Below are 26,024 nucleotides of genomic sequence, written 5' to 3' on the forward strand. Positions count from 1 at the left end.
TATATATGAAGAAAAAATAGATTCTAATAATGAAAATGAACAGAAACTTTATGAAGATGAGCAACTTGAAGATAGACAAAGAAAGGTTGAATATACAGAACAGAAAGATTTAAAGGAAGTTGAAAAAGAAAAATTAATAAATGAATTAAAATTAAATTATGAAGACTTTTTTAAAAGGATAGAAATAACTACGTGGGCAAATATATTTAATACTTCAAAGCTAATGTGGAATATAGATGATAGTTATTTATTGAATAGAATTATAATAGATTTCATTAAGGAAAATCATTTTTTTCCAAAGAAAGTTTTACATTTTTTTGATAAAACTTTTAAATTTAATGAAAATAAAGATAATTTATATAGAATTTTTGGAAAGGATGATATAGATTATTTATTAAAGGATTTAAATAATAATTTAGAGGTAGACTATATTTATCTTTCTGAATGTAAAGATATTGATTATGATGAGTTCCTTAAAAACGTTGAAAGTGGAAGAGAAGCCTTAGAAAATAATAATTACTCTAAAGCAGGTTATTATTTAAGTAAGGCAGAAACTATATGTAAAGGAGAACCGTATACTTGTAAATTGCTTGCAAAATATAATATTGAAGAAAAACATTTTGAAGACGCGCAAGAATATATAAAGATATATTCAGAATTAAGAAAAGATGATATAGATATAATTTATTATAGAGGATTACTTCAATTTTATATGGAAAACCATGCTGAGGCTTTGAGATTTTTTGAACGAGCAAGTATGGAGGGGTATAACAGTTTAGAATTTCTAATTAAGTTGGGGACATGCTATTTTTATTTAAAAGATTTGCAAAAAGCAAAATATATTTTTGAAAAAGTTATTAAAATAGATAGTGGAAATAAAATAGCACTAAATTATTTAAGACTTATAGAGGAACAAAGTTATAAAGTAAAAAACAAAATTAGCACAAATAGAAGAAGAAATTTTAAAGGCTTGAGTAGTTTTATTGTAATTGCGATGGTCATAATCTTAAAAATTTCAGCTAATGCATCTAGAATTGATAAGATGAAGGATTTTAACTTTTCAAAACAAAATGTAGAACAGAGGATTAATGATAAAAAAACGATTGTTAAGAATAATAACTTAATGACAGTTCATGTAACAAACTTGGTTCAGTCTGGAGTTTGTATTATAGAGAAAGAAGAATTGGACTCCTCAGGGAATAAGGTTAAAAAAGAGAAATGGATGGATATGGATAGAGTAAAGAACGAGAATCTTGGTAAGATGGTTAAAATAATTTTAATTGGAGAAGTTAATGGTAAGAAAACTGCGTTTTTTTATCCTTGTTTTATTGATGGTAGTTGCTTATTTAGTAGTAACTGCGATTTAAAAGTCTCTGAAAAGTCATTTTATAAAGATTTGGTGTCTAAACATATGAAAGATTCAATTCTGAAAAATAAGGATGTATTTATGGATTTAGAGAATTATTATGATGTTAATTTAAATTAAAAACTAAAAAGATTAATTAAAATTTTAAGGAAATTAATTTTAATATGTGGTTAGGAGGTAGGAGATGAGAGGAGAAGAAAAAAGGATAATAAAAAATATAGTATTTGATTTAGGTAATGTTCTTTTAGAATTCAAACCTATAGAGTATTTAAAAGATAAAGAGTTTGAAGAAGATAAGATAAAAGAATTATATGAAGAAATATTTTTAAGTAAAGAGTGGCCTATGTTAGATAGAGGAGTAATAACTGAAGAAGAAGTTATTAATATATTGTGTGAAAGAAGTAGAAATGCTGATTTAATAAGAAAAGCTATGGACAATTGGTATGAAATATTAAAGCCAATTAAGGAAAGTATAGATATATTAAAAGAATTAAAGGAAGCAGGCTATGGTTTGTATATAATATCTAATTTTCATCATTTAGCATATGAAAATGTAACTAAAAGATTTGAATTTTTTAATTATTTTGATGGTGGGGTTATATCTTACGAAGAAAAATTACTAAAGCCAGAGGATGAAATATATAGGAAGTTACTCCAAAAATATAATATAAAAGCTGAAGAAAGTGTATTTATAGATGATACGCTTGTAAACATAGAAAAATCTAGAGAGTTAGGTTTTTTAGGAATACATTTTGATAATCCTAATAATTTGAGAAAAAAACTTATAGATTTAGGTGTATTAAAAAATATTCTTTATTAAGAACTAAAAAGGTAAGAGAAAGAAATTTTATAATTCTCTTATCTTTTTTAGTTGTTGAAATTACTATTATATTAGATATTCAAGCAAAACTACTGTTATATAAAAATTGATTATTTTAAAAATTAATAAAAGAGCTTGTCAAAAAAACATTCTCATGATATACTACTTAAAGGAGTAATTAATACTATTTATTCGGTCGGAATAAAACTTTTTATTTCGAGATATTTTGTTTCTAGGGTGGGAAACTATTTATTAGTTGACCACTTTTTTGTTGTCTAAAATTTTTATACCTTATATTAGTAAAGGTGAATTTAACTTTTGGTTAAGAAAAATTATAGTATAAGAAAAATTATAGTAATAGAAACAATTTAAATGGTTAAATTGAAAATGAGGAGGAAGAAAATATGATGATAGGATTAATAATTTTATTAATGGTAATTTTTATTGCACCATTGGTATTTCACAAAGTAGAAGAGAATTTAGAAATTTTTCTATTTATAATTGCACTTTTAAGTGTAATTATTTCAAATACTTTAAATTTAGATTTAGTAGGTCATATATTAAGCAATAAATTTATTTATTTGATAACAGCAGCAGTACTTTTGGGTGGAGTTTTATTCAATTATTTTAGGGTTAGCATAGGAAGATTTTTTGAAAAGTTAACTAAAAAAGTGAATGTGAAAATAATAGTTTTTATGCTTATAGTAGTACTTGGACTTTTATCAAGCCTTATTACTGCTATAATAGCAGCTCTTGTATTAGTAGAGTTGATACATTTTTTACCAATTAGTAGAAAAAATAAGATCAAAATAAATATAATAGCTTGTTATTCCATAGGACTTGGAGCAGCATTAACACCAATTGGAGAACCTTTATCAACAATTGTAGTATCTAAACTTAATGCAGATTTTCTATATATATTTAATTTACTTGGTGTATATATAATTCCAGCTATAATTTTTTTAGGTTTACTTGGAGCATATTTAGCTAAACCAGAAGAGAATTTACAGTCAGAAGAAATGAAAGAAGAAACTAACAAAGACATAGTTATAAGATCAATAAAAGTATTTGTTTTTATTATAGCTTTAGAATTACTAGGAACTGGATTTAAACCATTAATAGATGAATATATACTAAATTTAAATGGTAGAATACTTTATTTTGTAAATATTTTATCTGCTGTTTTAGATAATGCTACTATGGCATCAGCTGAAATAAGTCTTAAGATGACGCAGGAACAAATAAAGGCTATATTAATGGGATTACTTATAAGTGGTGGCATGATGATACCTGGTAATATACCTAATATAATATCTTCAAGTAAGATGAAAATTACAAGTAAAGAATGGATGAAGTTTGCGTTACCTTTAGGTATAATTTTACTAGGTGTATATTATGTAATATTATTTATTTAGGAAACTGTTAAAAATATTTAAAGAAGAATAAATGTTTATTTAAAGTAACTAATATAAAAAAGCTACATTAAATTTAAATTGAACTGCTCATTATCAAGAAGGCAGTGACAATTCAAATCTAGTGTGGCTTTTTCAATATATTAATACTTTAAATTAGAATAATTTATTTAATAACAACTAAATCTCCATCGCAAAATCCAGTTGTAATATGTTGTACATTTAAAATATTTAAATAGTCTAATTCAACAATAAGCTCTTTTAAGAGCTTTACTACAGTATCTAATACATATTCCCACTCTATAGTATCATCAATTTCGAAATTTGGACAGTATCTTTGATTTGGTTCAAAGTCTTCTTCACATGCCCAGTCATCATCTTCAACATTATATTCTTTAGCTCCAATTAGTTCTATTCCATATGGCTCATATAAACCAAAATTAAGTGCCACTATATCTTCAGGTAGTTCTTCTTTGTTATTAATAGATATAAGCCACTTTTTTACACATTCTTTTAATTCTAAATATTTTTGCTCACTTATTTGTAAATTCATATAAAGTTCCCCTTTTCAATATAAGAATTATTAATTTCTAAAAATATTTTAATGTAGACTTTACATTTGGTATTAAACATTTATTTTATTTATATTATAGCTTATTAACTAATAAATATCTATTTTTAATATTGTATAAAAAGATATGAATAAATTATAATCTCCAAATACATACTTTATTAGCAAGTAAATAAGTTAAAACATATAATGTATAAATATCAAGCTGAGTTGAATTTGTTAATAATTTTTAGAGAGATATTTACCCATAAATTAGAAAGTAGGAGCATTAGAAATAGTAGCTATGGGATAAAATAGATTTAAATAAAAGGAGAACTTAAATGCCACTTAGTGAAATAATTTTAAGACTGATTTTAGCAGTTATAATTGGTGGCGCTATAGGATTTGAAAGGGAGTCTCATAATAGACCTGCTGGATTTAGAACTCATATATTAGTAGCTTTGGGTGCAACTATTATATCTATAATACAGGTTCAAATGTTTGATGAAGCAATGAATTTGATTAAGGAAAAACCTGAGCTTGTAAATGTGATTAAAATAGATTTTGGAAGATTAGGTGCTCAAGTAGTAAGTGGAATAGGTTTTTTGGGTGCTGGAACTATAATTCATAAAAGAGGATCGATTGAAGGATTAACTACAGCGGCTACTTTATGGGTAGTAGGTTGTTTAGGACTTGCAGTAGGGCTTGGATATTATACAGTAAGTATTTTAGGAACTATAGCGGTTATATTAATATTAGTAATTTTGAAAAGATTTGAAGATAAATTTATAAATAAGTAATTATAGAATAATAAAATGGTAGAAACTAAATTAATTAGAATAAATTTAGTTTCTACCTAATTTAATTAGATATAGTAAGATAATAAATTGTTTTTAATCATTAGGATGGCATGAACATTTATCTTTTGGACAAAATATATCTTTTTGTAATCTACAATCGCAATCATAAGTTGAGAAGCTTACAGTTAAATTAGGTGTATAAGCTAAAGTAGTTACATCTGTAAAAACTTTAGCAGCTACTTCATTAAAGTTCCTACATAAATCACTTATATCATCATTGTAGAATTGTACTATTTCTTTAGCAATAACTAAAACTACATTGCCAATTGGTGGGGTGGCATCATCAGATATTAATACAGCACCTTTAAATAAAGGATTTTTATAAAGGGCTGTGCAGAAAGTAGTTGCAAGTATTTCAGGTGTATAAGAAATATCTTCTGGTTGAACTATATTATTTTTTTCATCATAGATTAATATAATTACCTTAATGTTACCAAAGGTTTTGATTAGAGGTAAAATTGCCCTTAATGCATGAGCAATTTTATCAGAAGAAACAAAAATATTTAATAAATATTCATCATCAACTTGAGCAAGATTAGATACTTTAATATAAGGACTTAGTCCATAAGTGTATTTTATTTCATTTGCAAAAGTGTACCAAGGTGGAGACAATTTAACTTCTGCCATATTAATACCTCCATTTATTTAAAGGCATAAAGGATATGTTTATCCAATATGCCTAGTTATATTTTACTATAGTATATGTAAAGTTGATTTGAAAAGTTCTTTATATTATTCTGATTTGTATATTTTAGTATGGCTTTGGTATAATTAACTTTAATAATGATAATTATGGGAGTGAATTTATGAATAAGATATTTATTATAGAGGATGATGTTAGGATTAGAGAGGAGCTTAGTACTTTTTTAAATAGATACGGTTATGAAAGCCTCTTTTCTATAAATTTTGAAAATATAATAGAAGAAGCCTTAAAAGAAAAGCCGAGTATTATTCTTTTAGATATTAATTTACCATATTTTGATGGCTATTATATATGTAGGGAAATAAGAAAGCATTCAGATGTTCCTATTATAGTAGTTACAAGTAGAGATTCTGATATGGATGAACTTATGAGTATAAATTTAGGTGCTGATGATTTTATAACAAAGCCATACAATACTCAGATTTTACTTGCTAGAATATCTTCAATTTTAAAAAGGGTCTATGGAGTTAGCAGGGGAGAAATTTTAGAATATAGAGGAATTATTTATAATATGGCTATGAGTGAAGTTACTTTTAATAATAATAGTTTAGAATTAACTAAAAATGAAAGTAGAATTTTAAATATACTTATAAATAATAATGGAAAAATAGTTTCAAGGGATGAGATTATGAAGACCTTGTGGCAGGAGGCTGAGTTTGTAGATGATAATACACTTACTGTAAATGTAAATAGACTTAGAAGAAAGCTTGAGGACTTAGGAGCAATTAATTATATTCAAACTAAAAGAGGACAAGGGTATATTTTAATATGAAGTTTTTAGATTATTTTAAGGAGAAGATAATTTTCATTATAATTAATTTAATAGTAGTAATTTTTACAGCTATATTTTTAGAAGCTTTAGATTTTAATAATTATGCTACTTTATTTATTTGTATATTAAACTTTTTAGTAAGTACTAGTTTTTATATTTATGATTACAAAATTAAAAATAAATATTATAAGAAAGTTTATGAAAAATTAAATATTTTAGATAAAAAATATTTAATTTCAGAACTTATATGTGAAGGAGACTTTTTAGAAAGTCAAATTTTATATGATATATTAGTTCAGGCTAATAAATCTATGAATGATGAAATAGCCACTTTTATTAATGATAAAAGAGAGTATAAAGAATACGTAGAAATGTGGATACATGAAATAAAATCACCTATAGCAGCTATTAAGCTAATTATTGATAATAATAAGAATAATGTTACTTCTAATATCCTAAATGAAATAGAAAGAATAGAAAATTACATAGAGCAGTCACTTTTTTATAGTAAAAGTGATCAAGTAGAAAAAGATTATATAATTAGTAAATTTAATATTAAGGATGTTATAAATAATGTAGTTATTAGAAATTCAAATGTACTAATTGAGAAACGTATAACAGTTAAGCTTGATAATTGTGACGAGTTTGTTTGGTGTGATAAAAAGTGGATAGAGTTTATTATGCACCAGATAATAAGCAATTCCGTTAAATATACCCAAAGTGATAGTGGTAAGATTCTATTTAATTGTAATAATAATAATGGAGAAGTGATTTTAGATATAAGCGATAATGGAATTGGAATAAATGAAAAGGCTTTAGTGAATATATTCAAGAAAGGTTTTACTGGTGAAAATGGTAGAAGTTTTAAAGAAGCTACAGGCTTTGGGCTTTATCTATGTAAAAAGCTTTGTGATAGTATGGGACTTGGAATCTCTATAAAATCTAAAGAGAACGAAGGAACTAAAGTATCGATATTGTTTCCCAAAAACAATATGTATACATTTAAGTGAGAATCCAAACTCTAATTTGGTTAGTTGAACTTACTCCTATGAACGATAGTGAATAGGAGTTTCATTTTAAATAATAAATTTTAATTTTGTTATTCGAAGTTAAGTGACATTCTAAATTTTCAATTTAGTTAATGTAATTCATTTAAAAAAAAATATTTTTATAAATATTATATTGATAAGAGTTTTGTTTTGACAAAATTAGGCTTTGTTAAAGGAGTATTTTTTTGCTTTATTTTAACATAGCCTTTTGTTATGTAGTAATGTGACAATTTTGTTAGTGTTATGTTGTATAATTCTATGGTTTAAAAGAAGGAAAAATTTTAAGATATATACATGAGGTACCTATTTATAAATTACATTATAAAGGAGAAGATTATGATTAAAGAGATACTGAAAGTTCAAAATATAGAAAAATATTATGGTAGTAAGGGAATTTTAACAAAGGCAATTAATAATATAAGCTTTACTGTTAATGAAGGCGAGTTTGTAGGGGTTATGGGAGCTTCAGGTAGTGGGAAAACAACCTTGTTAAATTGTATATCAACAATAGATAAGGTAACTAGTGGACATATAAATATAGCAGGTAAGGATGTTACATCGCTTAATGGCAAAAAGATAGCAGCCTTTAGAAGAGAAGAGTTAGGATTTATATTTCAAGATTTTAATATTCTAGATACGTTAACAGCTTATGAAAATATAGCTTTGGCACTTACTATAATGAAGGTAAATGCTAAGGAAATAGATAGAAGAGTTATGGAAGTTGCTAAAAAGCTTAATATTGTAGATATTTTAAATAAATATCCTTATGAAATTTCAGGGGGGCAAAAGCAAAGGGTTGCGGCAGCTAGAGCTATAATAACTAATCCATCATTAATACTTGCGGATGAGCCAACAGGAGCTTTAGATTCTAAGTCTGCTAAGATGCTTCTTGAAACTTTAGAAAATCTAAATCAAAGTATGAATGCTACAATTATGATGGTAACTCATGATGCATTTTCAGCTAGTTATGCAAAAAGAATATTATTTATTAAGGATGGAAAGATATTTAATGAAATTATCAAAGGTAATGATTCAAGAAAAGAATTTTTTAACAAGATTATAGATGTTGTGACCCTTCTTGGAGGTGACCAAAGAGATGTATTCTAAACTAGCAAAAAGAAATATGAAAAGAAGTTTAAAAGACTATACAATATATTTTTTAACACTTGTGTTTGGAGTATGTATATTTTACACCTTTAATGCTATAGAGGCACAAAAGGTTATTATGAAGTTAAATGAATATCAAGCTCATAACTTTTCAAGATTGGACAAATTAATGAGTGTAGTATCTATATTTATAGCTTGTGTACTTGGTTTTTTAATAATATATGCAAATAATTATCTTATAAAAAGAAGAAAAAAAGAATTTGGTGTTTATTTAACTTTAGGAATGGAAAAGAGGAAAGTATCTAGGATATTATTATTTGAAACTATTATAATTGGAGCTTTTTCTTTAATAGCAGGATTAGTCTTAGGTATTTTTCTATCACAAGGAATATCCGTTTTTACAGCTAAACTATTTCATGTAGATATGCAAAGTTTTAAATTTATTTTTTCAGCGAGAGCTTGTATAAAGACTATAACTTATTTTGGAATAATGTATTTAATAGTTTTCTTATTTAACTCTAGATGTATAGGAAAAATACAGCTTATTGATTTATTAACAGATGGGAGAAAAAATGAAAAGGTAAGATTAAAGAGTATAAAAGTATCAGTTATAGTTTTTATAGCTAGTATTATATTTATTGGTGGTGCTTATTATACAATGTTAAAAATAGCAGTTGATTTAATGAATATGTTTACTTTCATAGCTATAATATTAGGTGTTATTGGAACATTTTTATTTTTCTTCTCATTAACAGGGTTTTTATTAAAAATAGTTCAAAAAAGTAAAAAGCTATATTTAAGAGAATTAAATATGTTTTTATTGAGGCAACTGAATAGTAAAATAAATACCACATTTATATCGATGTCCTTTATATGTTTAATGTTATTTATATCAATATGTATGCTTGCAAGTGGATTTAGTATAAGTAAAACGTTAAATAGGAATATAGATGATTTATCCCAATACGATGCTAGTTTAATGGGTGGAAAAGTAAATGTACCTATAGATGAATTTCTGGAAAAAAATAATATAAAATTAAGTGATTATGCTAATAAATATGTTAAGTATAATGACTATATGAATAAAGGTGGGGAAGAACAATTAAAATTACAAATAAAAAAATTTCTTGGAGAGGAAGAGGCAAGTAAGTATAATTCATATTTTGATGTAGCTCATAATAGTATAATTCCAATTATGAAATTATCTGATTTTAATAATATTATGGAACTAACAAATAAGAAAAAGATAGACTTGAATAATGGTGAATATGCTGTATTTAGTGATTTAAATGGACTAATAGAGCCTATACAAAAAGCGCTAGATAATAAAACTAAGATTGAAGTTAATAGACAGGAATTAATACCATCTAGAAAGCCTGTAATAGAAGTTACCATTAGAAATGATTTAAATAAAAGAAATTTTTGTACTTTTATTGTAAGAGATGAAGTAGCAGAAGGCTTAGAAAAGGGTTTTACATTTTTAAATATTAACTTTAAAGGAGATAAGCTTAAGACGGAACAAGATTTTTCTAAAGCAATAGCTCCTTTAGTTGATAACAATCAAATATTTAGTGTATCTAAAGAGAGCGTAAGAGCAGATTCTTTTGGTATGGGAGCTATGATTTGTTATCTAGGAATTTATATAGGAATAATATTTTTAATTACATCAGCGGTTTTATTAGCACTTCAACAGTTATCAGAATCAGCAGATAATATTGAAAGATATAAATTGCTAAAGAAGATAGGCGTAGATGATGAAATGATAAATAAAACAATTTTATTTCAGGTAGGAATTTATTTTTTATTACCATTAATTTTAGCTCTAATTCATGCTATTGTTGGGTTAAAGGTAGCTAAAGTAGTAGTTGATATGTTAGGAACTGGTGAGGTTAAAGGACAGCTTATAGTAACTACAGTACTTTTTGTTATTATTTATGGAGGTTATTTTTTGATTACTTATACTGGAGCAAAAAAAATGGTTAAATCAAATAGTTAGATATTTTATGAATATAAGATACTTTGATAAATAAAAAAATAACTCTTAAGATTTAATTTCTTAAGAGTTATCTTTTTTATCTTCTTAAATTATTTTACTAGACTCCAAGAAGAATCACTTCCAGGAACAGAAGTAGTCCACCAGTTTGCTTTATATATTAATCCATTATAGCTAACCTTTTCTCCTCCAGAATAAGATTTTCCAGGGACATATGGCTTAGAGCCATCCGGATTGCTATCTATAACTAATTCCCAAGCAGAACTTTTATCAGGGATATCTCCTTTAGTCCACCAATTAGCTTTGTATTTTGCACCTTTGTAAATTACTGTATCGCCAGTGTTGTAAATTTTATTTGCATCATAAGTGTCAGAGCTTATAACTTTTTCTTTAACTGTTATTATAGCTTTTGCAGTAGTAGTAGCACCATTTTTATCTGTAACGCTATATACTAATGTATAGGTTCCAGCTTTAGATGTATCTACAGAGCCAGAAACCTTGATAAAGTTTGTTAAGTCACCATCTTCCTTATCAGTAGCTGAAATGTTTGCAAGGGGATTAAAGCTATCAGAAACAGTTATAGTCTTATCGGTAACTCCCGATAATATAGGAGCTGTATTAGTAGGTTCTACTACATCATCTATTACTGTAATAGTTCTTGTAATGGAAGTGGTTAGATTTTTACTATCTGTTACAGAATAAATTATTTTGTATGTGCCAGTTTTACTTGTATCAACACTTCCAGATATAATTATTTTTGAAGTTAAATCGCCATCTTCTTTATCAGTAGAGGTTACCCCAGCTTTAACATCAAAGGTAGAGCCCTTTTTTATTTGTACATCAGCAGCGCCTAGAATACTTGGAGCAGTATTTTCAGATGGAGGTACAACTTCACTACTAGGTCTCATACCATTAAAGGTTATATTTCTAACACCAGAGAAACATAATCCTATCATTCCTTGAAGGGTAGTAGATGCATTAGGCGCTAAATTTTGCCACGCTCCAGAAGTTAAGGTCACAGTATTAAAATCACCGTTATCTTTTACTTCAGAGCTACCGCCCCAAGAAGATTTAAATACAGCTGATTTTGGAAGATCAAAAGAAACTTTCCAGCCACCTTTTATAGTTTCAGTTGTATTATTTTTTACAGTTAGGGCATAGGTATAATTAGGATGATCATAAACTCCAGTTAACTTTACATCAACATTTATTGGAGCTAAGTTGGAATTTCCATCAGGTGTTTCTGTACAAGCACCTATATTATTAAGATCTTTTTTAAGTCTACTAGTTAAAGTATCACCAAAGCAATACTTACCTTCATTAACTTTAGTTGAACCTTCAACATAATTAGGATTTAAACCATAATCACCATTCATAACCCAAATTAAAGCGCCACCAAGATTCTTTTCTTTTATATAATTAACTCTATTATCTATAGAGTTCTCATCTTCAAAAGATAAAAATACTCTTTCTTTATCTTGCCATACATGAGGCACGCCACCTATAGGATCATCATATTTTTTTAGGTTTTTATCATTTTCCATTAAGTTTAATACATGCCATAATGGATTAGCACCAGCAGGTTCTAAAGAATTTCCGTCTTTAGTAGGATCTCCCCAAACATTGTATTTTCCACTAGCAGGTTCAGCGCTTGATCCATGAAGACCATTAGTGCCACCAGATACATTTTGCCAACCTCTAGTATAATAAGGTATTCCCATTATTATCTTTTCGGGAGGTAACACACCTCTATAGAATCTATAAGCCCAATCCATAGAAAGTGTAGGCATTAACATGTTTAATGTTTCAGTATCATTAGGGTCGGGTTTAATATTAGCTAAATTTTCTACATATTTATTCCAACCACCATGAAAGTCATAAGACATAACACTTAAAAAGTCTAAATATTTAGCATATTCATTGTTTGGAACTCCACCAAGTACCCAAGATGAAGCTGTAACTGCTGCTGTTAAAAGATAAGGTTTACCATCTTTTGAAGAAGCAGCATCTAATTTTTCTCTTAAAGTTTTTATCATTAAGTTATATCTTTCATTTAGTTTTCCTCTTCTGCTTTCTGATAAATCAAAATCAGCAGGGTTTCCAGATTGAGAGGTGGAAGATGGATATTCAAAGTCTATATCTATACCATTGAAATTGTAAGTTCTTATGAAATCAACACAAGAGTCGGCAAAGGTGTTTATACCAGCATCAGTATCTAGCATGGTGTAAAAACCACGAGAACCAGCCCAACCACCAACTGACATAAGAAGGTCAACATTTGGATATTGTTTTTTCATTGTTTGAAGTACATTGAAGTGACCTTTATAAGGTAAGTTAGGGTCAAGAGTTACGGGTTTTCCTTTAAAGTTTAATTTATAGTCTTTAAAATCTTCTTCAATTGCAGCATGCTTGTCCCCAAATTTTATTTTATTAGTTGAAGGGTCAATACCTGCAAAAGAATATTGGATGTGAGTTAGTGAGTCCCATTGTAGATTAGTAACATTAAAATTACCTTGGACTTGACTTTTGTAAGCCCATTCTGGAAAGTAACCTATAATTTTTCTTTGTAATTGCTTTTCTTTTGGAATATCGATTTTCTTATCTTGTGTAGTTGATGCATATGAATAGGTCGCAGGTAGAATTGAAACAGTAAGTGCAGTAATTACTAAGCAGGACAATGTTTTTTTGAATTTTTTAAAGTTCATTTTAAACACTCCTTATTTAATTATAATTTTAATTCAATTTAATTATAGCTTGTCTTAGAATACGATTACAACAATGTTTTTGCGTCAAATTATTACAAAAAACGCTAAAATAAATTCAAATATATGAACTGTGAAAATAAATTATGAAAAGAACAGCTATACAATATAAAAATATTTTATAGCTGTCTATTTTTATTATGACTTAGTTGGTAGGTTTCATTCCATTAAATGTAATATTTCTAACTCCAGAGAAACATAAACCAATCATACCTTGAAGGTTAAGCGATGCATTAGGTTCTAAGTTCTGCCAAGCTCCAGAAGTTAGTGTTATAGTTACAAAATCACCATGATCTTTTAATTCATAGTTTCCTCCCCAAGATGATTTAAATAGAGCTGATTTTGGAAGATCAAAAGAAACTTTCCAGCCACCTTTTATAGTATCTTTAGTATTATTTGTTACAGCTAACGTGTAAGTGTAATTAGGGTGATCATAAACACCAGTTAATTTTACATCAACGTTGATTGGTGTTAAGCCAGTGTTTTCGTCTATTGTTTCACTACAAGATCCAAGATTATCAAGACCAGTTTTTAATCTTTTAGTTAGCGTATCACCAACACAATATTTACCTTCGTTAACCTTTGTAGATCCAGGAACATAATTAGGATTTAATCCATAGTCTCCGTTCATAACCCATATTAAGGCGCCACCAAGATTATTCTTTTTGATATAGTTAACCCTATTATCTATAGAATTTTCGTCTTCAAATGATAAGAAAACTTTATCATTTGATTGCCATAAATAAGGGACTCCTCCTACAGAATCATCATATTTTTTTAGATTTGAATCATTTTCCATCAAGTTTAATACATGCCATAATGGATTAGCACCTGCTGGCTCTATAGAACCATCAACTCTAGGGTCACCCCAAAGATTATATTTTCCGGTAGCAGGTTCGTTACTTGTACCATGAAGACCATTATCTCCACCAGATACATTTTGCCAACCTCTAGTATAATAAGGGATTCCCATTATTATTTTTTCAGGAGGTAAAACACCTCTATAGAATCTGTAGGCCCAATCCATACTAAGAGTAGGCATTAACATGTCTTTGGTTTCAGAATCTTTAGGGTCAGGATAGATATTAGCTAAGTTTTCTACGTATTTATTCCAACCACCGTGAAAATCGTAAGACATAACACTTAAGAAGTCTAAATATTTAGCGTACTCATTATTTGATACTCCACCAAGTACCCAAGATGAAGCTGTAACAGCTGCTGTTAAAAGATAGTGTTTTCCATCTTTTTGTGAAGCTGTATCTAATTTTTCTCTTAGAGTCTTCATCATTAGATTATATCTTTCGTTAAGTTGACCTCTTCTTGGTTCAGATAGATCAAAATCTTTTGGGTTTCCACATTTAGAAGTTGAAGATGGATATTCAAAATCTATATCTATTCCATTAAAACCATACGTTCTAATGAAATCTACACAAGAATCAGCAAAGGTATTAATTCCTTGATCTGTATCTAACATAGTATAGAATCCTCTAGAACCAGCCCAACCGCCAACTGACATAAGTAAATTGACATTAGGATATTGTTTTTTCATAGTTTGAAGTAAATTAAAATGACCTTTATAAGGTAGAGTAGGATCTAAGCTTACAGGCTTACCTTTGAAAGACAAATTATAATCTTTAAAATCCTCTTCAATTGCAGAATGCTTGTCCGAAAAAGTTATTTTATTTGTAGAAGAATCTATTGAGGCAAAAGAATATTGGATATGAGTCAGATAGTCCCATTGAAGATTAGTAACATTAAAATTACCTTGTACAGTACTTTTATAAGCCCATTCTGGAAAATAGCCTATAACTTTCCTTTGTGAATTAATAGTTGATTTGGCTTGAGGTTTGATATTAGTTGGTTTTTCTTTAGCATAAGCAGGTATTGATGATAATGGTGATAGGGCTAAAGCTGCAATAACAAGAGTTGACAAAAATGTTTGTAATTTTTTTGTTTTCAAATGATTCACTCCTTATTAAATTTTTAGTATTCAAATAAATTATATTAATAACATAAAACGATTACAACAAATAAAATAAATCAAATTCATACAAAAAAATACAATAAATTACATAAAAGAATTGTTTAATAATAAATTTTAAAATTTTGTTATAAAGAATTAATAATTTAGATTTAAAATTAATATTTAAGATTAGATATTTATTGATATGTTATAATATATATTAAGTAATATAGAAATGGAGAGGAAAATATGAAAAAGCCTAAAATAAAAAAAGTAGAAACTTTAGCTGAAACTAAATTTTTAAAATTATATGATGCAGAATATGAAAATAAAAATGGAGATGTTAGACACTGGTCTATAGCGTCAAGAAAAGATTTAGTTACAGTTAAGGCACAATATTTTAATGGACTTAAGGAAAATATAGATGCAGTGATTATAGTAGCTGTTCATGAAGAGTTTAATAAATTAGTTATTATAAAGCAGTTTAGGGTACCTCTTAATAATTATGTATATGAGCTTCCTGCTGGACTTATAGATGATGGAGAAGATTTTGAAACTACAGTTAAAAGAGAACTTAAGGAAGAAACGGGATTAGATTTAGTTAGTATAGATATGAAGAGAACTAAAAAGCAAGTTTACATATCTACAGGTATGACAGACGAATCAGTAGCATTGGTTTATTGTACTTGTAAAGGGGAAACTTCTGATGAGAATTTGGAAGCTGATGAAGATATAGAGGTAATACTAGCGTCAAAAGAAGAAGCTAAAAAAATAATAGATTCCAATGAAAAAATAGATATAAAAGCATTATTAGCCATACAAAACTTTATATATTCATAAGAATAGAAGAGATTGTATTAAAACAAACTTTAACACAATCTCTTCTTGTATACTTTTTATTCTGTAACATTTAAACTTGAATTTTTTAGTTTAAGATCTTTTTTTGAAGTAATTTCTCCATATATGAAACCAACTAAAATACCAACAATAGCAGGAAAAGTCCAAGCAAGTCCTTCTTTTGAAAGTGGTAAATATTTAAGAAATGGCATATTTAGACCTACCTGATTTAATGAATCTGATATGCTAAATATAGCAGTAAATAACATAGTTGCAGAATAAACAGAGTTATAGCCTTTAAAATATCTGTGAGCAAAGGGTAGTATTATAAGTACTATTGCCATAGGATAAATAGCTGTCAAAATTGGCACTGAAATTTTCAATATTTTAGATAATCCAAAATTGGCAAATAGCATACTGGATATTGAAATTAGAGTAACCCAGCTTTTATAAGATACTCTAGGAACTAATTTAGAAAAATATTCGCTACAGGAAGTTATAAGTCCTACACAGGTTGTTAAACATGCAAGCATAAAAATAAGCCCTAGAATAATAAGTCCATTATGATTAAAAAGATACGAAACTATGTTAGTTAATATTTGGGCACCATTTTCGGAGCTACCAAATCTAGTTTGAGCACAAGCTCCTAAATAAGAAAGTATTAGATATATTATAGTTAAGAATAAGCCTGCAAAAGCACCAGCTTTTATTGTATAGTAACTTAATTTATCATCACTTACGCCTTTACTTTTTAGAACTAAAGCTATTACTATTCCAAAATTAAGAGCTGCTATAGCATCCATTGTCATATAGCCATCTAGAAAACCTTTTAGAAGAGGTGTGTTTCTGTATTCACCTAATGCAGAACTAAAGCCTCCTATTGGATTGAAAAAGCTTGCTATAAATATTGTAGCAATAAGTAGTAATATTGAGGGTGTTAAAATTTTGCCAAAACGATCAACTAATTTAGTTGGATTTATGCTTAGCCAAAAAGCTACAGAAAAGAAACACAAACTATATACGAATAAAGGTAAAAAGCTAGAATTAACTGACTTATCTAAAAATGGAGATATTCCCATTGTAAAAGATAGGCTAGCTGCACGAGGTATTCCTAAAAAAGGTCCTATTGATAAATAAATTAGTAATGTAAATACTATTGCAAATTTTTTATTTACACGAGAAGCTAACTTTTGAAGACCATCAGCTTTGGCTACTACAGCTACAGCAAGTATTGGTAAACCTACAGCTGATAATAAAAAACCAGCTAGTGAAAAGATAAGCTTTGTACCTGACATTTGACCTAGTAATGGTGGAAAAATTAAGTTTCCTGCTCCAAAAAACATTGAGAATAACATTAAACTGATTAAAAGTAAATTTTTTTTTGATAATTTGCTCATAAATATTCCTCCAATTATAATTAATTTTTATAAATATGATGTTATTGTAACTAATAATGTCTATGTCACTATCCACTTAACCACCCCCCTTTAAGTACGAAGATAAATTTTAGATTTGTTCCTTATAATTTAATGCTATAAATATACTGAGTATTAGTTTTATTAAAAAACTGAAATGTTAATATAGATTTATATAAACCTATATTAATATTTATATAAATAAAAAAAGCCCATCCCTATAAAAGGGACGAGCTAATAGGCACGTGTTACCACCCTAATTCTATCAAACTTTATATTTATGAGTACAAAGTTAAATAGCACTTAATCAAGATACAAACATATCTGTTCCTTATAATGGTGGACTTCCATTAAACCTTAATAAATTTCAGGTTTACTTCTCAGAGATGATTTTCAATTATAGACTAAACGTTGACTTTCAGCAAATATCAACTCTCTTTAGATTAGTTACTAAAATTTACTCTTTCTCTTCACAGAATTATTTTTCAATTTATATAATAATATCATTAAAAGAAAAATAATGTCAATACCTAATTGAAAAATATTAATTTATTCTTTGCCATAATGCTGGAACAGCTTCAGGAGTCCAGCCATCTAATGCAGTATTTGCTATTGTACATTTATATGTGTGACCATTATATTTAACAATATCGCCTATTTTATAGGAAGTACCAACCTTCCAATCACTATCGGTTGGAGGTATTGGAGCTTTTTCTACTGTTACATTTAATAAATTACTTACAGTTTGTCCATTAGTGTTTATAGTTTCTAACTTATAAGAATAATTTCCAACAGCTTTTGAAGTAACTGTATATTTAAAGGAAAAACTTAAATCAGTAACAGTTCCTTCTTTAACTACTGTGTTATTTTCATAAAGTTTATAATTAGTAGCTAAACTTTTAGCAGGAATATTTAAAGTTACAGTATAGTTACCATTATTTTTTTGATTATCTACTGATAAAACTCCTGCTAAAGGAAGATTGATGTTAGGTGTTTCTTTTACAGTAACAACTACGTTATCTCCTACAGTAGTACCATTTTCATTAATAGTATCTATTCTATAGGTGTAATTACCAACAGCTTTAGAGGTAATCTTTAAAGTATCTGAAAAGGCATTTGAATTAATAGTTCCTTCTTTTATTACGGAGTTATTCTCATATAATTTATAGCTAGTTGCAAGACTATTATTAGGGATATTTATAGTTAGATTGAAAGAACCTGTATTTGTAGAATTATCAACAGTTAAAAGTGCCTTTTGGGGTTTATTTTCTGGAGTTGGTGGAAGTGGATTATTTTTTATAAGCCCGTTATAAAGTATAGTATGCATAGTTCTAGCACCATCAAAGTCATCTCCGCTAGCATCCCAAACTATTAAACCACCGTAGTTATTGCTATTTATATAGTTAATCCTCTCTTGTAAGGATGTTTCATCTTCATAAGTTAAAAATTGTTTTGTAGAAGCGTTATAAAGGTATGGAACTTTAGCTATAGGATCTCTATATTTTGTCCAACCAGGAGCTTTTTCTAAGTTTTTAAGATCAAACCAAGAATACTGTCCACCTTCACCAAGATTACCTTTAAATGTTCCATCACCCTTTTGGAATAGACCATCACCATTTGGACCAGCTTGTACATTTCCCCAACCTCTTGAATATAATGGAGTGCCACCAAGTAGTTTATCTTTTGGAACTTTATAATCGTTTACAAAGATGTTCATAGCATCATTCATATTAAATTTTGCTCTTGACTTATCTGCATCATTAGGATTTCCATAAATGCCTGCCAAATGACCAGTTGTAGTATCCCAGCTACCAGCAAAATCATAGGTCATAACACCTATATAATCAACATATTGTGCATACTTGTCAGGTTCTGTATTTCTTATTTTACTTTCTCCAGCAGATACTGCTACTGTAAGCAACTTGTCTTTCATTCCATTAGCATTGAAGGTTTCTCTTATGTCTTTTAAAAGTAGGGTGAAGTTTTGTTTATCTTCTGGACCACCTACACAACCACGATCATATTGATCTTCTGGAGCTCTTGTTACAGTTGGATATTCCCAATCTATATCCATACCATCCACAAAATTGTATTTTTTCATAAAGTCTACCATGCTATTTGCAAGTATCTTTCTTTTCTCAGGTGAAGCTGCTATTTCATGGAACTTATCACTTCTAGTCCAACCGCCTACGGAGATAAGTAGTTTAACATTTGGATATTTTGATTTGTAGTATTTATATTCGCCAAAATGACCAAATACAGCATCTTTAGGATAACCAGTGTTTGGATATTTATCCCAGTCTGCTTGAGGAGCATGAGGAAAACCTTCGTTTTCAAAATCAGCATAAGAGTCGGTAGTTTGAATTTGGTATGAGTTGTTGATTTCAAAGAACCCATGATTAACATGAGTTACCTTGTCCCAAGCAATATCCTTTACTTGTACATTTTTCTGACCAGCTTGATATATTCCCCAACTAGGGAAATAGGTCACGATTCTTTTGTTTGGAGTTTCAGTAGCACTAGCAGTTGTTGAAACTTGAGGAACTAGAATAGAAGCCATAAACAATGAAGCTATTAGAGTTGAAATAGTTTTTTTCATGGAACACCTCCAAAATATAATTTATTTTTATTTTTAATTAATAATTATTAATTAAAAATATATTCTTAGTTAAAATGTGATGTTGATATGTAATTTAAATAAAGTAAATTATTATTTTCTATCAGTAAATTTGAATAATTTTTTGGAGTAATTTCCATTAACTAAATTAGAGATTTAGCTAATAAAAATTAACTTTAATTAATCAATTTAGAAAAAAATGGACCTTATTTTAGTAGAAATGTTTAGTACGAAAAAACTATTATATCTAGATTATTATACATTTATACAATTAAGTCAATCGTTTACAAAATATATTTATAAATATATTTAAATAAAGAAGGAGTTTCAATTAGGTTAAAGAATATAGTATTATTGACTAGAAAAAAGAGGGGGTTAACTAAATGTTGTCTAGAGAAAAAATAAGCAAAGTTCTATTAGAGGCTTTAAAAAGTGGGGGGGATTTTGCAGAAGTATTTGTAGAAGATACTATAAATAATAATATATCAATGAGTAATGGGAATGTTGAAAAAATTGTATCAGGAAGAGATTATGGTGTAGGTATAAGAATTTTTAAGGGATTTAAAAGTATCTATGCATATATAAACGATGACAGTTTATCATCACTTTTAAATACTGCTAGAAAAGCAGCGCTTGCAATTGGTGATTTAAAAGAAGATCAAAATATAAATTTAAATTTTATAGAAAGAGTTAATAAAAATATAAATCCTATTTTATATGTACCGTCATATATAAGCACTGATAAAAAAATAGAAAAGCTTAATTTAGCTTATAATGTAGCTAAATCTTATAATAATGAAATAGTACAGGTAACTACAACTTTACTAGAAAAAGATAGGAAAATATTAATAGCCAATAGTGAAGGTTTATTTACTGAGGACAGAAATATAAGAACAAGACTTGGAGTATTATCAGTAGCATCTAATGGAAAGGAAAATCAAACAGGATTTCAATCTCCAGGCAGACTTATGGGGTTTGAATTTTTTGATCATATAGATCCAGAATATTTTGCAAGAGAAGCAAGTAAAACAGCAGTTACCATGCTTCACGCAGATTATTGTAAGGCAGGTAAAATGACTGTCGCTATTGAAAATGGATTTGGTGGAGTGATTTTCCATGAAGCTTGTGGTCATGCACTAGAAGCTTCATCTGTAGCTAAGGGTGATTCAGTATTTACTAATAAATTAGGAAAGCAAATAGCATCAACTAAAGTTACAGCACTAGATGATGGAACTATGCCAAATCTTTGGGGTTCTATTAATATAGATGATGAAGGGGTACCTAGTGAAAGAAAAATTCTAATAGAAAATGGAATCTTAAAAAACTATATGATAGATAAATTAAATGGTAGAAGAATGAATATGGTTCCAAATGGCAGTTCAAGAAGAGAGTCTTATAAGTTTGCACCTACTTCAAGGATGACTAATACCTTTATAGCAAATGGGGAAGATGAGAATGAAGATATTATAAAATCTATGTCATATGGACTTTATGCTAAGAAAATGGGTGGAGGTTCTGTAAATCCAATCACAGGTGAGTTTAATTTTACTGTAGCAGAAGGGTATATAGTAGAAAATGGAGTTATACAAAGGCCAGTAAGAGGTGCAAGTTTAATTGGGAAAGGTTCTGAGATACTTATGAATATAGATATGGTTGGTAAAAATCTTGATCATGGGCAAGGAATGTGTGGAGCATCAAGTGGTTCAGTACCAACTAACGTAGGGCAGCCGCTTATAAGAGTAAGTGAGATTACAGTAGGTGGTAGATAAGGGGGAATAACTATGGAGTTTTTAGATTTTAAGGAAGCTTTATTTAAGAAAGCAAAAGAAGAGGGATTGGAAAAGTATGAAATATATTATATAACTAAAGAAAGCTTAGAAGTTAAAAGCTATGAAGTGCAAGTTGAAGGCTATGCGCTTAGCGATTCAAAGGGATTATGTTTTAGAGCTTTAATAGACGGAAATATGGGGTATTCATATACTGAAAAATTAGATATAGAAGCTATAGATATATTAATAAAAGGTGTTAAAGATAGTGCAAAATTTATAAAGAATGAAGATCAAGAATTTATATATGGTGGTGGATCAAAATATGAAACTGTAAAAGCAGAAAATGAATCTTTAAAAAATTTATCAGCAGAAGAGCAAATAAAAATGGTGCTGGAGTTGGAAGAAAAGACTAAAAACTATGCGAAGGAAGTAGAAAAAGTTGCAGAATGTGCTATGGAAACCACATCTGGTAGTGTAACTATTATAAATTCAGAAGGGCTAAATGTAAGTAGAAAATATAATACAGCATATAGTTATGTTGCTCCAGTAGTATTAGATGGAACAGAAATGGTAGATGGCTTTAATATAGTTGTTTCAAATAATGTATTAGATTATGATATTGATAAAATGGCAAAAGAATCTGTTGAAGATGCTTTAATAAAAAGAGGAGCTAAACCAGTTAAGTCAGGAAATTATAGAATCTTACTTTCAAATGAAATGATGGCTGTAATGCTTAAAATTTTCCAGAGTGCATTTAATTCAGATAAAGTTCAAAAAGGGCTATCCTTATTAAAGGGAAAAGAAGGAGAAACTATAGCTTCAGAAATAGTAAATATAGTAGATAACCCTCTTATGAATAACGGACCATGTTCTACGCCATTTGATGATGAAGGTGTAGAAACTAAATTTAAATATTTAGTTAAAGATGGAGTATTTCAAACATTATTATATAATTTAAAAACTGCAAATAAAGCAGGTGTTAAGACTACAGGTAATGCTTCTAAAACAAGTTTTTCAAGTGCTGTTGAAGTTGCAGCTACTAACCTTTATTTAGAAAGTGGAAATTTAAACTTTGAAGAGTTAGTATCATTAGTTAATGATGGGCTATATATAACATCATTAGAAGGAACTCATGCAGGAGCTAATGCAGTAACTGGAGATTTTTCATTAGCTGCAAGTGGAAGAGTTATAAGAAATGGTGTCCTTTGTGAAGCTGTAAATCAAATAACTGTTGCAGGTAATTTCTTTGATGTGTTAAAGGATATTGAAGCTATAGGTAATGATTTTAAATTCTATCATAGTAATACGGCTTCTTCATCAGTAATAATAAAAGGTCTAGCAGTAGCTGGGGAATAAGAAAGAAAGCTTCCTTTTGGTAGGAAGCTTTCTTTTTACATACCATAAACTTGAGTTTGGAAATGTATTTGCAAAATATGATATTAATGGTAGCATTGATTTACAAGATAAATTTTAAGTTTATAATTAGTAAAAAATTATATCATAAAAAGAGGGTGGGTTATGAGAAAACAAGTAGTACTTAGACAAGGAGTTATTTCTATAATGGTGCTTTTTTCTATAATATTAGTTATTGGTGCTATTAAAGGGGAGATTGATATGAAAAGAACTTCTGAAGAAAAAGGTAGGAAAGATTTTAATAAGACAGGAGAAATAACATTTAGTAGAGGCGACAATTTTAGAAATCAAAGAATAAAATTGTTTATAGATAATCATGAAACAAATGATAAAGTAGCATATGTTTTAAAAAATCCACAAGGGGAGATTCTTTTAAAAGGGGAAGTTAAGGCCCAGGAAGTAGTGGATATATCCCAAAAGGTTTATAAATATCAAAAGGGTATTTGGAAAATAGAAATTACTAAGAAAGAAAGTGAAAAAACTACTAACGTAAGTTACATTTTTAATGAAGATAATAAGTAAGTTGTTAGTAAATAAAAAATAGAATTTAAAGATGTTGATACAGAGTGCCTTCCTATAAAATTATAGGAAGGCATTTTTAAAAAGAAGTAAATGTTATGATTAATATGAATTTTTTGTACATATTTTAAAAGATTTGCGATTTTCAATCCGTTATAATTAATGAAGGCCTTGAAAGGAGAGATTTTATGAGAATAAATGAAGAAAATTTTCTTGAACAATTAAATAAGGAAAATGAAAAAGCCTTAGATTATGTAATTAAAAATTACTCAGGTTTAGTAAATGGAATAAGTATAAGTGTTTTGAATAATTTAGGAGATAAAGGGTTGATAGAAGAATGTAATGCTGATGTTTTTTTAGCCGTATGGAATAATATAAGTAGCTTTAGAGGTGATAGTAATAACTTTAAAAGTTGGATAGCTAAAATAACTAGGTTTAAAGCTATAGATTATTATAGAAAACATTCTAGACAAGCTATGAAGGAAGAACTAGATGATAATCTGGTAGGAGATTATGATATATCACTAAATGAAATAGAAGAAAGTGAAATAGTTAAGGAGATTTTGAGCTTTGAAGAGCCAGATAAAAGTATATTTATAATGAGATTTATATTAGGTTTAAGTGCAAAAGAAGTAGGGGAAAAGCTTAGCCTATCACAGGGAGCTATAGATTCGAGAGTTTTTAGAGGTAAAAAGAAAATAAGAGATAAATTTTTAAAGAAGGAGGTAATTTAATATGGCAAATATTTATGAAGAATTAAATAATGTAGATTATGATTTTTCTAATATAGAAGAAGTACCTTTAAATGATATTGAAATGAAAAAATTGAATAAAAATATTAAAAAAAATATTAAAAAAAATATAAAGATAAATGGAGCTCACAAAAAGCGCAATTTAAAGATAGCTATAGTTTTATTATTAACAGCAGGTAGTTTATTCTTAGCACCAGGCTATAATCCGCTAGCTAAGGAAACCTATAATCTTATAAATAGCACCTTGGCGAAATTTATATATAAGGATGATGTGGATAAACTAAAGGACTATGTAACAGTAGTAGATAAAGAAGTAGATAATGGCAATTTTAAAACAACTTTAAAGGATGTTGTAGTAGATGACAATAATTTTTGGATTAGTTACAGAGTTGAGTCAAAAAACAAAGAAATAGATGCTAATAATATGAGAGCACTAACTGCAGGGATTAATATTGTTATAAATGGAGAGAAGCTAAATGCAGGTTTTGGTGGAGAGTCAAAGCAAATAGATAAAAATACTGCGGAGGTATTATTAAAATATAACTATAAGGATTTAAAGCTAAAGGATAAAATGGACATGAGAATAGTCTTTAGTGAATTTTTTGGTGAAGAAGGAAATTGGACTTATGAGTTTAAGGCTGACAAAAGTGATTTAGTTAAGAATACTAAGGTAAAAGAAGTTAATAAAAAGATAGAGATAGATGGAAAGGAAATAGAATTTAAAGATGTTAAGCTTTCTAAAATGACAACTATGGTTGAATATAAGAAAAATTATAGTTTAGAAGATCCAGGAGTTAGAGATGACTTGAATTTTATAATTAAAAATGATAAGGGTGAAACTTTAAACTTTATAGGTGGTCAGGATGGAGATAAGGGTGCATTTATGAACTTTAAACCTATAAATGAAGATGATAAAATGATTTATATAGTTCCAATAAAGTTTATAGGAAGTTATGAAAAAAAAGATGAAAATAGTAGTCGTAGAATAGTTAAATATACAGAAAAATTACTTTTTAAAAATGCACCTATGGAAATAAAAAGAGGAAATGGAGTAAGTATATTTATAGAAAGTTATAAGGATTTAGGAGATAGTTTTGAAATAACTTACAAAACCAATCAAAAAGCTTTTTTACCTTTTATAAGTAATGATTTAAATGTATGTAGGACAGATGGTAAGGAACTTTTACTTCTTAATGATGAAAATAGTTCAGGTTACGAAAAAGGAGAAGTAGTTAAAAAGGTTTATAAAAAGCCTAAAAAGGGTGAAGTATTTGTATATGTTGAAAGTTTTGAGGATGTTAAAGTATTAGAGGATAAGTCTATAGAAATAAGTTTAAGGTAGGGG

20 protein-coding genes, 1 pseudogene and 2 other annotated features are annotated in these 26,024 nt (G+C 28.1%); of the genes and pseudogenes, 14 read left to right on the forward strand and 7 right to left on the reverse strand.

The window, feature by feature from the left end; all coding sequences use genetic code 11:
* From BUB01_RS23075 to BUB01_RS03805, 3 genes are all read left to right on the forward strand, one after another.
* On the forward strand, positions 1-1,486 hold a 1,486-nt coding region (locus tag BUB01_RS23075), incomplete at its 5' end, for a tetratricopeptide repeat protein (protein ID WP_159433202.1).
* Positions 1,487-1,550: 64 nt separating this feature from the next.
* A complete protein-coding gene (locus BUB01_RS03800) occupies positions 1,551-2,186 on the forward strand; it encodes an HAD family hydrolase (protein WP_341422257.1) in 636 nt (211 codons plus the stop codon).
* 194 nt (positions 2,187-2,380) lie between these two features.
* Positions 2,381-2,433 (forward strand) — a sequence feature (sodium ion sensor (DUF1646 type); this cis-regulatory element may regulate processes involved in with the transportation of sodium ions).
* Between the two features lie 157 nt (positions 2,434-2,590).
* Positions 2,591-3,601, forward strand: a complete 1,011-nt coding sequence (locus BUB01_RS03805; RefSeq protein ID WP_072985368.1) for a DUF1646 family protein — start codon at positions 2,591-2,593, stop codon at positions 3,599-3,601.
* Positions 3,602-3,764: 163 nt separating this feature from the next.
* Here BUB01_RS03805 and BUB01_RS03810 read toward each other — a convergent pair whose 3' ends face one another.
* Positions 3,765-4,151 carry a hypothetical protein gene (locus BUB01_RS03810; RefSeq protein WP_072985369.1) on the reverse strand — a complete coding sequence of 129 codons (387 nt, stop codon included), beginning with the start codon at positions 4,149-4,151 and terminating at the stop codon, positions 3,765-3,767.
* Between the two features lie 338 nt (positions 4,152-4,489).
* Between BUB01_RS03810 and BUB01_RS03815 the strand changes: the two genes are divergently transcribed.
* Positions 4,490-4,948 carry an MgtC/SapB family protein gene (locus tag BUB01_RS03815; protein ID WP_072985370.1) on the forward strand — a complete coding sequence of 153 codons (459 nt, stop codon included), beginning with the start codon at positions 4,490-4,492 and terminating at the stop codon, positions 4,946-4,948.
* Between the two features lie 93 nt (positions 4,949-5,041).
* On the opposite strand, the gene BUB01_RS03820 is transcribed toward BUB01_RS03815, so the two are convergent.
* A complete protein-coding gene (locus BUB01_RS03820; protein WP_072985371.1) occupies positions 5,042-5,635 on the reverse strand; it encodes a hypothetical protein in 594 nt (197 codons plus the stop codon).
* A 179-nt stretch (positions 5,636-5,814) separates the two neighbouring features.
* Between BUB01_RS03820 and BUB01_RS03825 the strand changes: the two genes are divergently transcribed.
* The 4 genes from BUB01_RS03825 (at position 5,815) to BUB01_RS03840 (ending at position 10,635) form a co-directional block, all read left to right on the forward strand.
* Positions 5,815-6,483, forward strand: coding sequence for a response regulator transcription factor (locus BUB01_RS03825; protein ID WP_072985372.1), 669 nt, complete (start codon positions 5,815-5,817; stop codon positions 6,481-6,483).
* Positions 6,480-7,493, forward strand: coding sequence for a sensor histidine kinase (locus BUB01_RS03830; protein ID WP_072985373.1), 1,014 nt, complete (start codon positions 6,480-6,482; stop codon positions 7,491-7,493). The genes BUB01_RS03825 and BUB01_RS03830 overlap by 4 nt, the downstream gene beginning before the upstream one ends.
* Before the next feature lie 375 nt (positions 7,494-7,868).
* Positions 7,869-8,639, forward strand: a complete 771-nt coding sequence (locus BUB01_RS03835) for an ABC transporter ATP-binding protein (protein WP_084108322.1) — start codon at positions 7,869-7,871, stop codon at positions 8,637-8,639.
* Positions 8,629-10,635, forward strand: a complete 2,007-nt coding sequence (locus tag BUB01_RS03840; RefSeq protein ID WP_072985374.1) for an FtsX-like permease family protein — start codon at positions 8,629-8,631, stop codon at positions 10,633-10,635. Before BUB01_RS03835 ends, BUB01_RS03840 begins: the two co-directional genes overlap by 11 nt.
* A gap of 89 nt (positions 10,636-10,724) precedes the next feature.
* Here BUB01_RS03840 and BUB01_RS23900 read toward each other — a convergent pair whose 3' ends face one another.
* The 3 genes and pseudogenes from BUB01_RS23900 to BUB01_RS03870 form a co-directional block, all read right to left on the reverse strand.
* Positions 10,725-11,540: an immunoglobulin-like domain-containing protein gene (locus BUB01_RS23900; RefSeq protein ID WP_341422409.1), complete on the reverse strand. Its 816-nt coding sequence runs from the start codon at positions 11,538-11,540 to the stop codon at positions 10,725-10,727.
* A pseudogene (locus tag BUB01_RS03865) lies at positions 11,532-13,337 on the reverse strand (glycosyl hydrolase family 18 protein); the annotation flags it as partial. The gene BUB01_RS23900 and the pseudogene BUB01_RS03865, both read right to left, overlap by 9 nt.
* Before the next feature lie 202 nt (positions 13,338-13,539).
* Entirely contained in the window at positions 13,540-15,354 is a 1,815-nt protein-coding gene (locus tag BUB01_RS03870) for a glycosyl hydrolase family 18 protein (RefSeq protein ID WP_072985375.1), read from the reverse strand.
* 252 nt (positions 15,355-15,606) lie between these two features.
* Here BUB01_RS03870 and BUB01_RS03875 point away from each other — a divergent pair, with 252 nt between their 5' ends.
* Positions 15,607-16,197 carry an NUDIX hydrolase gene (locus tag BUB01_RS03875; RefSeq protein WP_072985376.1) on the forward strand — a complete coding sequence of 197 codons (591 nt, stop codon included), beginning with the start codon at positions 15,607-15,609 and terminating at the stop codon, positions 16,195-16,197.
* Between the two features lie 56 nt (positions 16,198-16,253).
* Here BUB01_RS03875 and brnQ read toward each other — a convergent pair whose 3' ends face one another.
* Both brnQ and BUB01_RS03885 read right to left on the reverse strand, forming a co-directional pair.
* Positions 16,254-17,591 carry a branched-chain amino acid transport system II carrier protein gene (gene brnQ / locus BUB01_RS03880; RefSeq protein WP_072985377.1) on the reverse strand — a complete coding sequence of 446 codons (1,338 nt, stop codon included), beginning with the start codon at positions 17,589-17,591 and terminating at the stop codon, positions 16,254-16,256.
* Between the two features lie 240 nt (positions 17,592-17,831).
* Positions 17,832-18,092, reverse strand: a binding site (T-box leader).
* 61 nt (positions 18,093-18,153) lie between these two features.
* Positions 18,154-20,208 carry a glycosyl hydrolase family 18 protein gene (locus BUB01_RS03885; protein ID WP_072985378.1) on the reverse strand — a complete coding sequence of 685 codons (2,055 nt, stop codon included), beginning with the start codon at positions 20,206-20,208 and terminating at the stop codon, positions 18,154-18,156.
* A 401-nt stretch (positions 20,209-20,609) separates the two neighbouring features.
* Between BUB01_RS03885 and BUB01_RS03890 the strand changes: the two genes are divergently transcribed.
* From BUB01_RS03890 to BUB01_RS03910, 5 genes are all read left to right on the forward strand, one after another.
* Positions 20,610-21,995 carry a TldD/PmbA family protein gene (locus BUB01_RS03890; RefSeq protein WP_072985379.1) on the forward strand — a complete coding sequence of 462 codons (1,386 nt, stop codon included), beginning with the start codon at positions 20,610-20,612 and terminating at the stop codon, positions 21,993-21,995.
* A gap of 12 nt (positions 21,996-22,007) precedes the next feature.
* On the forward strand, positions 22,008-23,351 hold the full coding sequence (locus tag BUB01_RS03895) for a TldD/PmbA family protein (RefSeq protein WP_072985380.1): 1,344 nt from the start codon (positions 22,008-22,010) through the stop codon (positions 23,349-23,351).
* A 162-nt stretch (positions 23,352-23,513) separates the two neighbouring features.
* A complete protein-coding gene (locus tag BUB01_RS03900; protein WP_072985381.1) occupies positions 23,514-23,930 on the forward strand; it encodes a hypothetical protein in 417 nt (138 codons plus the stop codon).
* A 185-nt stretch (positions 23,931-24,115) separates the two neighbouring features.
* Positions 24,116-24,661 carry a sigma-70 family RNA polymerase sigma factor gene (locus tag BUB01_RS03905; protein ID WP_072985382.1) on the forward strand — a complete coding sequence of 182 codons (546 nt, stop codon included), beginning with the start codon at positions 24,116-24,118 and terminating at the stop codon, positions 24,659-24,661.
* A 1-nt stretch (position 24,662) separates the two neighbouring features.
* Positions 24,663-26,021 (forward strand): DUF4179 domain-containing protein, encoded by a 1,359-nt coding sequence (locus tag BUB01_RS03910; protein WP_072985383.1) that lies wholly within the window; start codon positions 24,663-24,665, stop codon positions 26,019-26,021.
* Positions 26,022-26,024: the final 3 nt, after the last annotated feature.

The sequence above is a fragment of the Clostridium cavendishii DSM 21758 genome (assembly GCF_900141845.1).
Taxonomy (GTDB): domain Bacteria; phylum Bacillota; class Clostridia; order Clostridiales; family Clostridiaceae; genus Clostridium_AG; species Clostridium_AG cavendishii.

Bases quoted from the DNA above. Each gene is read 5' to 3' on its own strand.
- BUB01_RS03900 (WP_072985381.1), top strand. From the start codon at position 23,514: ATGAGAAAACAAGTAGTACTTAGACAAGGAGTTATTTCTATAATGGTG.
- BUB01_RS03805 (WP_072985368.1), top strand. From the start codon at position 2,591: ATGATGATAGGATTAATAATTTTATTAATGGTAATTTTTATTGCACCA.
- BUB01_RS03815 (WP_072985370.1), top strand. From the start codon at position 4,490: ATGCCACTTAGTGAAATAATTTTAAGACTGATTTTAGCAGTTATAATT.
- BUB01_RS03890 (WP_072985379.1), top strand. From the start codon at position 20,610: ATGTTGTCTAGAGAAAAAATAAGCAAAGTTCTATTAGAGGCTTTAAAA.
- BUB01_RS03885 (WP_072985378.1), bottom strand. From the start codon at position 20,208: ATGAAAAAAACTATTTCAACTCTAATAGCTTCATTGTTTATGGCTTCT.
- BUB01_RS03825 (WP_072985372.1), top strand. From the start codon at position 5,815: ATGAATAAGATATTTATTATAGAGGATGATGTTAGGATTAGAGAGGAG.
- BUB01_RS03875 (WP_072985376.1), top strand. From the start codon at position 15,607: ATGAAAAAGCCTAAAATAAAAAAAGTAGAAACTTTAGCTGAAACTAAA.
- BUB01_RS03910 (WP_072985383.1), top strand. From the start codon at position 24,663: ATGGCAAATATTTATGAAGAATTAAATAATGTAGATTATGATTTTTCT.
- BUB01_RS03905 (WP_072985382.1), top strand. From the start codon at position 24,116: ATGAGAATAAATGAAGAAAATTTTCTTGAACAATTAAATAAGGAAAAT.
- BUB01_RS03800 (WP_341422257.1), top strand. From the start codon at position 1,551: ATGAGAGGAGAAGAAAAAAGGATAATAAAAAATATAGTATTTGATTTA.
- BUB01_RS03830 (WP_072985373.1), top strand. From the start codon at position 6,480: ATGAAGTTTTTAGATTATTTTAAGGAGAAGATAATTTTCATTATAATT.
- BUB01_RS03810 (WP_072985369.1), bottom strand. From the start codon at position 4,151: ATGAATTTACAAATAAGTGAGCAAAAATATTTAGAATTAAAAGAATGT.
- BUB01_RS03840 (WP_072985374.1), top strand. From the start codon at position 8,629: ATGTATTCTAAACTAGCAAAAAGAAATATGAAAAGAAGTTTAAAAGAC.
- BUB01_RS23900 (WP_341422409.1), bottom strand. From the start codon at position 11,540: ATGAGACCTAGTAGTGAAGTTGTACCTCCATCTGAAAATACTGCTCCA.
- BUB01_RS03895 (WP_072985380.1), top strand. From the start codon at position 22,008: ATGGAGTTTTTAGATTTTAAGGAAGCTTTATTTAAGAAAGCAAAAGAA.
- BUB01_RS03820 (WP_072985371.1), bottom strand. From the start codon at position 5,635: ATGGCAGAAGTTAAATTGTCTCCACCTTGGTACACTTTTGCAAATGAA.
- BUB01_RS03835 (WP_084108322.1), top strand. From the start codon at position 7,869: ATGATTAAAGAGATACTGAAAGTTCAAAATATAGAAAAATATTATGGT.
- brnQ (WP_072985377.1), bottom strand. From the start codon at position 17,591: ATGAGCAAATTATCAAAAAAAAATTTACTTTTAATCAGTTTAATGTTA.